We start from the raw sequence: 12,351 nt of genomic DNA, 5'->3' as shown, positions 1-12,351 counted from the left end.
GAAGTGAAACGCGTGGTAATGGCCGAAGGTGAAGAAGAGCGCGTCCTGCATGCCACCCAAGAGCTGGTATCGCAGGGGCTGGCTTACCCAATCCTGGTGGGCCGCCCAAGCGTGATTGAAATGCGCCTGAAGAAACTCGGCCTGCAGCTGACGCCGGGCAAAGACTTTGAAGTGGTGAATAACGAGTCCGATCCGCGTTTTAATGAATACTGGGGGGAGTATTACCAGATCATGAAGCGCCGTGGCGTTTCCCAGGAGCAGGCTCGCCGTGCGGTGATCGGTAACCCAACGCTGATTGCTGCCATCATGCTGCACCGCGGGGAGGCCGACGCCATGATCTGTGGCACCATCGGCAGCTACCACGAGCATTATGACGTGGTGGAAAAGGTGTTCGGGTTCCGTGAAGGGGTACACGTGGCTGGGGCGATGAACGCCTTACTGCTGCCGAGCGGTAACACCTTCATCGCCGATACCTACGTCAACGATGACCCAACGCCGGAACAGCTGGCGGAAATCACCCTGATGGCGGCAAACACGGTACGGCGTTTCGGGATTGAACCGAAGGTGGCGCTGTTGTCCCACTCCAGCTTTGGTTCTGCCAACTGCCCGTCGGCGAGCAAAATGCGTAAAACGCTGGAGCTTGTCAATCAGATGGCACCGGAGTTAGAGATTGACGGTGAGATGCACGGTGACGCCGCGCTGGTGGAAAGTATTCGCCAAGACTTGATGCCGGACAGCCCGTTGAAAGGAGCAGCCAATATCCTGATCATGCCAAGTATGGAAGCGGCGCGGATCAGCTACAACCTGCTGCGTGTCTCCTCTTCCGAAGGGGTGACGGTAGGGCCGGTATTGATGGGCGTGTCCAAGCCGGTGCATATCCTGACGCCGATCGCTTCGGTGCGCCGTATCGTCAACATGGTGGCGTTGGCGGTAGTAGAAGCACAAACCCAACCGCTGTGATAGCGTGAAAGTGACCCCCTGCGGCTTCGGCCACAGGGGGTTTTTTTATGCGTGACAGCGTTGGGCAATTGCCTGAATGTCGGCGGGTGTGGTTCGGCAACAACCGCCAATCAAGCGGGCACCGGCACGCTGCCAATCGGCCAACTGATTGATCAGATGATGCTGGTGGTTACCACCGTTATGCCAGGTTTTGCTCACCGCGTCGTAGTGTTCACCGGAGTTAGGGTAAACCAGTAACGGTTTATCGCTCAGCGCGGCAAGCTGCTGCAACGCCGGCGTGACGTTTTCCAACGCGATACAATTGACGCCTACTGCCAGCACCTGCGGGTTATCGTTAAGCTCAGCCATGACGACGGCCAGTGGCGTTCCATCGCTTAGATGCTGGCTATCGCGCAGAGTGAAAGAGAACCACCCACCCAGCGCTGGGAATTCCTCTAGCAGCGCCAGTAGGGCCTGTAATTCGGCGAACGAAGGCAGCGTTTCACAGGCCAGCAGATCCACGCCGGCGTTGGCCAGAGCCGTGATACGCGGACGATGGAACGCGATCATCCCTGCTTGCGGCAGATGGTAGTCGCCACGGTATTCAGAGCCGTCCGCCAGATAGGCGCCATAAGGGCCGACTGAACCGGCGACCAGCAAAGGCAATCGCTGCGGGCATTGGGCCAAATAATCGGCGCGAGCCTGCTGTGCCAGGTGGACGCTTTGGGCGATCAGTGCCAACGATTGCGGCTCATCCAGGCCACGGCGTAAAAAACCTTGGGGCGTGGCCTGATAGCTGGCGGTAATGGCGCACTGTGCTCCCGCAGTGAAGTAATCCAGATGCACCTGATAAATCAGCTCCGGGTTTTCAATCAGCACTTTTGCCGACCACAGCGGATCGGTGAGATCGCAACCTCGGGCCTCCAGTTCGGTGGCCATTGCCCCGTCCAAAATCAACGTGCGGTTATCGGCCAGCAAGGCGGCCAGAGGGTTGTTAACCGACATGTTCTTCTCCGGTGTTCAGTAGGTTTTTCTGCCCGGAACGCCGGGTCAGGTAATAGGCCAGATAACAGATCGCCACAAACGGCAGGCCGCAGTACAGCGCCACGCGTTGCTCTGGGTCGAACGCCAGACCGATGCAGGCCAGTAAACACAGCGCAAAGCCGACAATAGGTGTCAGCGGATAGCCTGGGGCACGGTATTTCAGCCCTTCAATCGGTTGACCGCTGCGCAGATAGCGGCGGCGAAAAACGTAGTGGGCGGCACAGATGCTCAGCCAGACGGCAACGACCGCAAAGCCGGAGATGGCAGACAGTGCCACAAACACCGTATCGGGAGCGATCACGCTGGTCAACAGGGCCAGCACGCCGCCGAGCATGCTGAACGTCAATGCATTCATCGGGATCCCGCGCGCATTCACCCGTGAAAAATAGGCAGGCAGGGTACGCTGATTGGCCAGCGACCACAGCATGCGCCCCGAAGCATACAGTCCGGAGTTGGCGGCCGAGAGAATGGCGGTCAGGATCACGAAGTTAAAAATATCGGCGGCATAAGGCACCCCAATGCGCTCAAAGACCAGGACAAACGGGCTTTTCACGATCCCGGCCTGCTCCATAGGGATCAGCGCTGCCAGGATAAATACCGTACCGATAAAGAACACCATCAGGCGGATCACCGTGGTGCGGATGGCCCAAGGCACCACTTTTTCCGGATTTTCGGTTTCGCCCGCCGCAATGCCGATCAGTTCCGTACCGGAGAAGGCGAAATTGACCGCTACCATGGTCATCAGGATCGGTAACGTTCCATTGGGCAGCCAACCCGATGAGGTCAGGTTACTCAGGAAGGGTGCTGGCGTGCCGTCTTTCATTGGGATCAGGCCAAACATGGCTGCACCACCTAGTACGATAAACGCCAGAATGGTGATCACCTTGATCAGCGAGAACCAGAATTCACTTTCGGCAAAGAAGCGGGTGGTAATGACATTGAGCAGAAAAATGGCCAGACAGAAAATCAGGCACCACAACCAGACCGGCGATTGTGGAAACCAATATTGCATACAGAAACCGGCGGCAGTCAGGCTGGAGCCTAGCGCGACGGTCCAGGTCAGCCAGTATAGCCAGGCAACGGTATAGCCGGTTGCCGGGCCAAGATAGCGTGCCGCGTAGACGTGAAATGCGCCGGTTTCCGGCATAGCGACGGCAAGTTCACCCAGGCACAGCATGACCAGATAGACCACCAGAGCGCCAATGATATAGGCCAACAGGGTGCCCAGCGCACCGGTTGTGGAGATGATGTAACCGGTGTTGAAAAACAGACCGGTACCGATCACGCCGCCCAGCGACAGCATCACCAAATGCCGGGCTTTCATGGTGCGTTTGAATTGCCCTTCAGCGGCAGGTTGCATAACACTCTATCCGTATAGACGTCTAAATGGCTATCAGTTATACCCGTTCCCTTACGCGAAATCAACGTAACTCAAAATACGGTAACGAAAAAACGGCTGTCAGCCACCAGGTGCTGCCAATTCCTATATGCAAATGATAATTATTATCTATAATGTCGCCACTTTTGTGTAAGGAAAGACGTCATGAAATTTCTGATAGTGTTTGCAACGCTGGTGCTTACAGCCTGTAGCCAAGGGCCTGTGTCCTCCCCGAAAAGCGACATTACTACGCTAGGCAAGATTGTTGATTTGCGCAGTGGCGAGACATTGACGCCGCAGCAGTTACTGACGCGCCTGGCAGATCAGCCACGGGTGATCGTGGGTGAAAAGCACGACAATCCTTATCACCACCAGATCGAACTGTGGCTGGTAGAGCAATTACCCAAGCTAAGACCGCAGGGCAGCGTGCTGATGGAGATGATCACACCCAGCCAGCAAGGCAAAGTGCATGAAGTAAAGCAGTGGCTGCAAACCGAACCGACGGTACGAGATAGCCGCGTAGCTGAACTGACCGCCTGGCAAGCCAGTTGGAAGTGGTCACTGTATGGCGACGTGGTAATGGCGGCGATGCGTGCACCTTATCCTCTGTTATCCGCCAACCTCGATCGCAGCGAAATCATGGCGTTTTATCAGCGGCCCGAATTCCCCAAAGGCCAGCTCTCCGTGCGGCCAGAAGTCCAGCAGGCGCTCGCCGCCACCATCCGTGATTCCCATGACGGCAAAATTGATGCGGTGCAGCTGCATGCCATGCTTGCCATTCAGCAGCAGCGCGATCGCCGTATGGCCGAAAGTTTACTGGCTGCCCCCACCCCGGCACTGCTGATGGTGGGTGGTTATCACGCCTCCAGAACGGTCGGTGTGCCGTTGCATATCCAGGATCTGCAGCCCGGTGCCAAATTTACGGTGTTGATGCTGGCAGAGCAGGGCGTGGCCATAGATCGGCCTATGGCGGATTACCTTTGGGTCACGCCAACCGCAAAATGATTACGTCAGGATAGCGAAAAGATCTGTCATTAACATTTACAAATGATTATCATTAGCAAATGTGATCTGCAATCATTCGCAATTAGGTAATCTACTATCCCTATGTTTAGTCAGCCTTATGGCCCTCAGGCGGCAACTCTGCCGCAGCCGCGCTGGGGGCGTGGTTTACTGTATGCTCTAGGCGTCCATCTGGCGCTGGTATGGCTGTTTTACTGGCCACAAACCTCGCTGCCGCCGGTGCTGATGCCACCACCGGCGATCATGCTCAGTTGGGCGGCGCAGATCGAAGCGCCAAGCCAGCCTAAGCCGTTGCCGCTGGGGTTGCAGCAACAGGTGGATAGTTCGGCGGCACAACCTGTGCAACAGCAGAGCGAGCCTGAGATGCCCGAACTGGCACGTGCCGAAGCGGCAAAAATTGTGCTGGCCGAGCGCAGTAAAAATGCGCATAAGCAGCAGCGTAAAGCGCCGCCAAAGCCGCCAACTCCGATGGAGAAAGAGCAAGACGCCACGCATTCCGCAGCAGCCAGCACGGCGGCACCCAAGGCGCAAAACCTGGCACAGCGCGTGGCGGCACCGTTAAACAGCGATTCTACCGCGCAGGCACAGGCCAAGCTTTCCTGGGAGAGTCAGGTCAAAGGGATGCTCAACCGGGTGAAGCGCTATCCGGCAGATGCCAAACGGCGTCAGCGTTCGGGGGCACCGGTGGTGAGTTTTGTTGTGGATGCACAGGGGCGAGTGGCCGATGTCGTACTGAAAACGCCCTCCGCTACCGCGTCGTTAGATCGTGAAGCGCTGGCGGTGATATTGCGTGCGCAGCCGTTACCTTCGCCACCGGCGGAGATGCTACGCCAAGGCAAGATTGCCGTGACCATGGCAGTGGATTTTAACCTGGCGCTGTTGTAAGCCAGCCATAAAGTATTTACCCATCAGGCTTTATCTCTTGTTGTGTGCAACAGGAGAGGGGGTTGCTACGCTCAAATTATCGTGAGGGGTTATGACATTACCTGTTCAATCGGCTCGCTGCCGCAGGCCTTTGGTGACTTATCTACTGATTTCCATGGGGTTATTAAGCTTTATCACCAAGGCGGCCGTGCAGCCGCCCCAGGCTGAAATTATTCCGCATAAATTAACCGCCCAGGGCGAAACACGAATCGATAATTATTATTGGCTGCGTGATGATGAGCGCCAGAATAAACAGGTGTTGGCTTATCTGACGGCGGAAAACCGTTATACCGAACAGGTGATGCAGCCACACCAGACGCTGCGCGATCGGTTGTATCACGAGATGCTGGGACGCATGAGCCCGGAAGATCGCTCGGTTCCCTACCAGCTCAATGGCTACCGCTATCAGGAAAGCATTGATGCGGGTAAGGAGTTTGCCGTCTACCAGCGGCAGGCCGTGGCGGATGGCTCCGCCTGGCAGACGTTGCTGGATGCCAATCAGCGTGCCCGGGGCCAAGATTATTACCGCGTAGGGGGAATGGCGGTCAGTGAAGATAACCGCCGCCTGGCCGTAGCGGAGGATACTCAAGGGCGTAGGCAATACCGCATTTCCCTGCGCGATCTGGCCAGCGGTGCTTGGGCCAAAGAAGTGATTGAAAACACCTCCGGCAATATGGTGTGGGCTAACGACGGCAGTAGCTTGTTCTATGTGCGTAATCATCCCCAAACGCTGTCACCCTATCAGGTCTACCGCCACCAGTTTGGCACGCCGATTACCGCTGATAAGCTGGTGTATCAGGAAAACGATGGGGCATTTTACCTGAGCCTGGATCGCTCCTCTTCGCGGGATTACGTGATTGTCACCATCAGCGGGAATACCACTTCCGAAGTACGCCTGATCGACGCCAACCGGCCGCAAAGCCCGGTACAACTGGTTGCCCCGCGTCAGGCTGGGCGCGAATATTACCTCGACCATTATCGCGGTGAGTTTTACCTGCGCTCCAATCATCAAAGCCCGCATTTCGGTTTATACCACACTGCGTCCGTGAGCCAGCCGTGGCGGCCCCTGATCGCTCCACAGGAAAACAGTGAGTTGGAAAGCTTTGCCCTGTTTCGTGACTGGCTGGTGGTGAAAGAGCGCAGCGAAGGTCTGGTGCATCTGCGGCAGATTGCCTGGCAAGGGGGCGAGCAACGCAGCATTCCGTTTGATGATGCCAGCTATATGGCCTGGCTGGGCTACAACCCAGACCCGGAAAGTGACCGCCTGCGCTATGGCTATTCGGCCATGACCACGCCAACCAGCACCTATGAATGGGATCTCAACGGCGGCAAACGCGAGTTGCTGAAACGGCAGGAGGTGAAGGGCGTAGAACCAGGCCTGTATCACAGTGAGCGCTTGTGGATCACCGCCCGCGACGGAGTAAAGGTGCCGGTCTCGCTGGTATACAACAACGCCAAATTCAAACCTGGCAACAGCCCGCTGGTGGTATACGGCTACGGCGCCTATGGCATGAGCATGGATCCTGCATTCAGTGCCAACCGCATTAGCCTGTTGGATCGCGGTTTCGTCTATGCGCTGATCCACGTACGCGGCGGCGGTGAGCTTGGGCAAGACTGGTATCAGCAGGGCAAACTGGCGAACAAGCCAAACACCTTCAACGACTTTATCGATGCCACTCAGGCGCTGATCGATAAGGGGTACGGGCAGCCGGGGCGCGTTTACGCGATGGGAGGCAGTGCCGGAGGCTTGTTGATAGGGGCGGTGATCAATCAGGCTCCCCAACTGTATAACGCGGTGGTGGCTCAGGTACCTTTTGTGGATGTGCTGACGACGATGCTGGATGACAGCATTCCGTTGACCGTCGGTGAATACGAGGAGTGGGGCAACCCCAATCAGCCGCAGCCCTATGCGCTGATCAAGTCCTACAGTCCGTACGATAATGTGCGCGCGCAGCACTACCCGAATCTGTTGGTCACCAGTGGACTTTATGATTCACAGGTACAGTATTGGGAACCCGCCAAATGGGTGGCCAAACTGCGCCAATTCCAGCAGGGGGATGCGCTGTTATTGCTGTCCACGGATATGTCGGCGGGCCACGGGGGGAAATCGGGCCGCTTGAGTCGGTTGGAAAATAGCGCGCTGGAATACAGCTTTATTTTAGCAATGGACGAAAAAACACAAAAATAAGGATCTTGGCCGCGCAGCTTAATGGCTGCGCGGCAGATAATAACCATAATTAATTCCCGCCTACCTGGCGGTATTTTCTGCTGAGCATTGATCACTCACTGATTTTGATAGCAATACTTTAGGGGATATATGAAATTTAAACTGCTTATTGGTGCGGTTGGCACCGGTATGGTTTTGGCTGGCCCGCTGTTGGCCGCAGAAAATAAAGGCCAGGCGGTATTCAGCCCGCTGAACGTTTCGGCGGCGGCTAATAACAGCGAACAGGAGGCATTGGAAAAGCCAGGGGCATTCAGTTCGCGCGACGAAAATAAAAATCTACAGTCGATAGATAATATCCTGCGCAGCATGCCCGGCACCTTTACTCAAATCGATCCCAGCCAGGGGGCGGTCAGCGTCAATATCCGTGGGATGAGCGGTTTTGGCCGGGTAAATACCATGGTTGATGGCATTACCCAGAGCTATTTTGGCACCTCGACCTCTGGCGTGATGTCCCATGGTTCCACCAACAATCAATCCGGCGTGCTGATCGACCCGAATTTTATTGTTGGGGTCGATGTGGCGCGTGGCGAGAACAGCGGTGCATCCGGGGTGAACGCATTGGCGGGCAGCGCCAACTTCCGCACTATCGGCGTGGATGATGTAGTGTTTGCCGATAATCCGTTTGGGGTGCGCACCAAGTTCTCCGTGGGCAGTAACGGTATTGGCCGCAGCGGTATGATCGCCGTTGGGGCCAAAGGGGCGGCGTTCACCGATACCGGCAGTTTGGGCGTGATGGCGGCCATTAGCGGCAGCTCCATCTATTCCAACTTCAACAACGGCGACGGCGTGAGCAGTGAAGATTTTGGTTACGACGAATTTATGAAGCAAAACCCCAAATCGCAGCTGTTCAAGGTGGATATCAAGCCCAACGAATATCACAGCATTGAATTATCCGCCCGTACTTACCAGAATAAATTCTCGCGCCGCGATATCGACAGCAACGATTTTTATCTCAAATATCACTACGCGCCATTTTCTGAGCTGGTGGATCTTAATATGACCGTCAGCCACAGCAAGGGTAATCAGAAGTATGACAGCGATTCACTGTTCACTTTCTTTAATACCCATGCGGAAAACCGCTCCGACGCGCTGGATATCAATAATACCAGCCGCTTTAGCCTGTGGCAGACCGACGTAGCGTTTACCTACGGCGGTAAACTGATGCGCAACCAGTACGACAAGCACGTCGAATCGCAGATAGAGGATCCGCAGACGGCGCATGAGGCGATCGAGAACAACACCTTTGCTCCGTCGGGCGACCAGCGTATCGCCAGCCTGTACACCGGCTTGCAACTCAACCGTGATATCTACCAGCTCGATCTCAATCTCAATTATGCCAACAACAAGCTCACCGGCTTTAAACCGGCCTGTGATTTGCGGGTGGAGTGTTTTCCGCAGGGCAGTGCCAATATCGATCTGAAGGAGCACGGATTTAACCCGTCGGTGATGCTGTCTGCACAGGTCACGCCTTGGCTGCAACCTTTTGCCAGCTACAGTAAATCGATGCGCGCCCCCAACATTCAAGAGGTGTTTTTCTCTAATTCCGGCGGCGCTTCGATGAACCCGTTCCTGAAAGGTGAACGTTCAGAAACCTGGCAGGCGGGCTTCAACCTCAGCGGCAACGATCTGCTGTTCAAGCAGGACACCCTGCGCTTTAAAGCGGTGGTTTACACCAGTAAAATCAAAAACTATATCTTCAGCGAGTCTTACATGGTGTGCCGCAATGGCCGCAAGTGTAGTTTGGGTGAGAACTTGCAGAATGACTGGAGCGATGCGAGCGAAGAGTTCTCGGATAACATGTATATCTACGTCAACTCCCTGACGCCGGTACGTACCCACGGGGTGGAGCTGGAAGCCAACTATGATGCTGGCCGCGGTTTTGCCCGTGCCTCATTCAGCAAACAGCATACTGACCAGCCTACCTCTATCGCCAGTAGCTACTTTGGCGCGGGGGATATCAATGAACTGCCGGACATGTACTTCACGCTGGATAGCGGGTTACGTTTCTTTGACGAAGCGCTGACCGTGGGCAGCATCATCAAATATACCGGCAAGGCTCGCCGCCTTTCTCCTGACTTTGAAATGAGTGAGGAAAACGGGATGTTGATGAAACAGGAGATGCCAAATATTCCCACCGTTATCGATCTGTACAGCATCTATCAGATCAACCGTAATGTTTTGCTGAAATTCAGCGTGCAAAACGTGATGGACAAAAGCTATTCCGACGCGCTTAACAAGCTGAATATGCTGCCGATCCAGGGGGATGAGGCAACCGCGGCCAACACCGCCCGCGGGCGGACTTATCTGTTTGGTGGCGAGGTGCGCTTCTAAGCTGATGGAGGGGGGCCTCCGGTGCTAATTGGCCCGTTTCGCCTGCTGCAGCCACTTGTCCAACTCATTGGCAAACTGCTGGCGATCGCGCTGGTTGAGAGTGTTCGGCCCCCCGGTCTGGATCCCGCTGGATCGCAGGGTATCCATAAAATCACGCATGTTCAGGCGTTCACGAATGGTGTCTGGCGTATAACGCTCACCGCGTGGATTCAGGGCTATAGCACCTTTTTCTATCACTTCGGCGGCCAGCGGGATATCCGCGGTGATCACCAGATCGCCTTTTTCACAGCGGCGCACGATTTCGTTATCCGCCACGTCAAATCCTGCAGCAACCTGCAAGGTGCGGATAAATTTCGAAGGGGGCGTGCGCAAAGGCTGATTAGCCACCAGGGTGACTGGCATTGCCGCGCGGTCTGCGGCACGGAACAGCACTTCTTTGATCACGTTTGGACAGGCGTCGGCATCGACCCAAATCTGCATTATTGTTGCTCCTGTAGCCAGTCACGCACCGGTAGGAAGTCACGATATAGTGCGGCTTCCGGGCTATCGGTTGCGGGCTGGAAGTTATATTCCCAACGCACCAAAGGCGGCATCGACATCAGGATCGATTCGGTGCGGCCCCCGGTTTGCAGGCCGAACAGCGTACCGCGATCCCACACCAGATTAAACTCGACATAGCGGCCCCGGCGATACAGCTGAAACTGGCGTTGGTGGTCGCCCCAAGGCAGTGCTTTACGTCTTTCCACGATCGGCAGATAGGCCTCCAGGAAGCCTTCACCCACCGCCTGGGTAAACGCGAAACAGCTTTCGAAATCCGGGGTATTCAGATCGTCAAAGAACAGGCCGCCAATGCCACGGGCTTCGTTACGGTGTTTGATAAAGAAATAGTCATCGCACCACTGCTTGTATTTCGGGTACACATCGTCGCCGAAGGGGGCACAGAGCCGTTGCGCGGTACGGTGCCAGTGAACGGCATCCTCGGCAAAGCCATAGAAGGGGGTTAGGTCAAAGCCGCCGCCAAACCACCAAACCGGCTCTTCGCCCGGCTTTTCCGCAATAAAGAAGCGCACGTTGGCATGGCTGGTGGGGATATAGGGGCTGAGCGGATGGATCACCAGCGAAACGCCCATCGCCTGGAAGCTGCGCCCGGCCAGTTCGGGACGATGCGCGGTGGCAGAGGCGGGCAGCGTGGCACCGGAAACGTGGGAAAAGTTTACCCCAGCCTGTTCGAACACCACACCGTTGGTCAGCACCCGGCTACGGCCACCGCCGCCTTCTTCACGCGTCCAGCGATCTTCTTTAAAACTGGCTCCGCCATCGGCCTGGGCTAACTGCTCACAAATCTTGTCTTGCAACGCCAGCAGGAAGGATTTCACTGCGGCAATGGTGGGTAAACTCATACGGGATATTCGCAATGGGTAACTGAACAGGGCGGCAAGTATACCTTCTCGCCCCGTATTTTGCAGGTCTAGCGCGGCTTGCGTTGGTGAACGTCGTAATATTGGAAGAAATTGATCACACCGTCGGCGATGGCGCGGGCAATTTTTTCACGAAAGGCGGTGGTGCCTAACAGGCGCTCCTCACCGGGGTTGGTGATAAACGAGGTTTCTACCAGCACCGAAGGAATCGAAGGGGATTTTAATACGGCAAACGCTGCCTGTTCGGTGCTTTCGCTATGCAGGCGGTGAACCGGGCGGATCTGGCCCAGCACGTGGCGGCCCAGGGTCAGGCTGTTGTTGATGGTGTCGGTTTGCACCAGATCGAATAACACCTGCTGTAGATAGTTGTCCTGTTCTTTGTATTTGCCCCCCGCGACGTCATCGGCGGCGTTTTCCTTATTGGAGAGATAGCGCGCCATCGCACTGCTGGCTCCGCGGTTGGAAAGGGCAAACACCGACGCACCGGCGGCATCCGGGCTGGTAAATCCATCGGCATGGATCGAGATAAACAGATCGGCCTGGTGCTGGTGGGCGATCTCCACGCGCTGGAACAGCGGGATAAATTCGTCCTCCTCCCTGGTCAGGCGGGCATCAACGTGCTCGTGCTCATGCAAAAAACGCCGCACGTGGTTGGCAATTTCCAGCACCACGTGTTTTTCCTGTGAGCCTTCATGGCCCACGGCACCGGAATCGATACCGCCGTGGCCGGGATCGATCATCACCACTCTTTTGCTCCCCGTGGCCTTGGGGAGCGGTTTGCTGTGCGGTTTTGGTGGCAGCATATTGGCCTGGGTGGCAGAGGTTTTGCCACCGAGCAGAGCCAGAGCCAGCCCGGAGAGCAGCAGTTGGCGGCGGGTCGATGAAGCGGTGAGGGGGCTGAAATTGAGGTAGGTTTTGCTCTGTTTTTTCATCACGCGCAGGCTCCAACTCGATCAATCTATTTCGCGACGTTATAGCGTATTGATCCCCATTAATCGACTTGATAACTATTGCCATTTATTACCTGGCAAAACGCTGCGGCTTGAAAGACGGCAGGTATCAGTTAA

The 12,351-nt window shown here is 55.9% G+C and carries 10 protein-coding genes; 5 read left to right on the top strand and 5 right to left on the bottom strand.

Features of this window, described 5'->3' with window-relative positions:
* Positions 1–960: phosphate acyltransferase (locus ACLQ7H_RS17045; RefSeq protein WP_411753688.1), on the top strand; the 960-nt coding region annotated here is incomplete at its 5' end.
* Positions 961–1,005: 45 nt separating this feature from the next.
* Here ACLQ7H_RS17045 and mmuM read toward each other — a convergent pair.
* Together mmuM and mmuP are read right to left on the bottom strand one after the other, a co-directional pair.
* A complete protein-coding gene (mmuM, locus tag ACLQ7H_RS17040) occupies positions 1,006–1,944 on the bottom strand; it encodes a homocysteine S-methyltransferase (RefSeq protein ID WP_411753687.1) in 939 nt (312 codons plus the stop codon).
* Positions 1,934–3,343, bottom strand: coding sequence for an S-methylmethionine permease (gene mmuP / locus ACLQ7H_RS17035; protein WP_411753686.1), 1,410 nt, complete (start codon positions 3,341–3,343; stop codon positions 1,934–1,936). The genes mmuM and mmuP overlap by 11 nt, the downstream gene beginning before the upstream one ends.
* Positions 3,344–3,526: 183 nt before the next feature.
* Here mmuP and ACLQ7H_RS17030 point away from each other — a divergent pair, with 183 nt between their 5' ends.
* From ACLQ7H_RS17030 to ACLQ7H_RS17015, 4 genes are all read left to right on the top strand, one after another.
* Entirely contained in the window at positions 3,527–4,366 is an 840-nt protein-coding gene (locus tag ACLQ7H_RS17030; protein ID WP_411753685.1) for a ChaN family lipoprotein, read from the top strand.
* 102 nt (positions 4,367–4,468) lie between these two features.
* Positions 4,469–5,269 (top strand): energy transducer TonB, encoded by an 801-nt coding sequence (locus ACLQ7H_RS17025; RefSeq protein ID WP_411753684.1) that lies wholly within the window; start codon positions 4,469–4,471, stop codon positions 5,267–5,269.
* Between the two features lie 154 nt (positions 5,270–5,423).
* Entirely contained in the window at positions 5,424–7,496 is a 2,073-nt protein-coding gene (locus tag ACLQ7H_RS17020) for a S9 family peptidase (RefSeq protein WP_411753690.1), read from the top strand.
* Positions 7,497–7,625: 129 nt separating this feature from the next.
* Positions 7,626–9,866, top strand: a complete 2,241-nt coding sequence (locus ACLQ7H_RS17015) for a TonB-dependent receptor domain-containing protein (RefSeq protein ID WP_411753683.1) — start codon at positions 7,626–7,628, stop codon at positions 9,864–9,866.
* 24 nt (positions 9,867–9,890) lie between these two features.
* Here the strand turns inward: ACLQ7H_RS17015 and ACLQ7H_RS17010 are convergent, their stop codons facing one another.
* From ACLQ7H_RS17010 to amiA, 3 genes are all read right to left on the bottom strand, one after another.
* Positions 9,891–10,346, bottom strand: coding sequence for a YaiI/YqxD family protein (locus ACLQ7H_RS17010; RefSeq protein ID WP_024527105.1), 456 nt, complete (start codon positions 10,344–10,346; stop codon positions 9,891–9,893).
* Positions 10,346–11,266 carry an oxygen-dependent coproporphyrinogen oxidase gene (gene hemF, locus ACLQ7H_RS17005; RefSeq protein WP_411753682.1) on the bottom strand — a complete coding sequence of 307 codons (921 nt, stop codon included), beginning with the start codon at positions 11,264–11,266 and terminating at the stop codon, positions 10,346–10,348. Before hemF ends, ACLQ7H_RS17010 begins: the two co-directional genes overlap by 1 nt.
* Before the next feature lie 68 nt (positions 11,267–11,334).
* A complete protein-coding gene (amiA, locus tag ACLQ7H_RS17000; RefSeq protein ID WP_411753689.1) occupies positions 11,335–12,216 on the bottom strand; it encodes an N-acetylmuramoyl-L-alanine amidase AmiA in 882 nt (293 codons plus the stop codon).
* Between the last annotated feature and the right edge of the window lie 135 nt (positions 12,217–12,351).

This window comes from Serratia sp. (in: enterobacteria), assembly GCF_046715635.1.
Classification (GTDB): Bacteria; Pseudomonadota; Gammaproteobacteria; order Enterobacterales; family Enterobacteriaceae; genus Chania.
The sequence above is the reverse complement of the archived record's forward strand: the minus strand, read 5'-3'. Positions and strand labels throughout refer to the sequence as shown.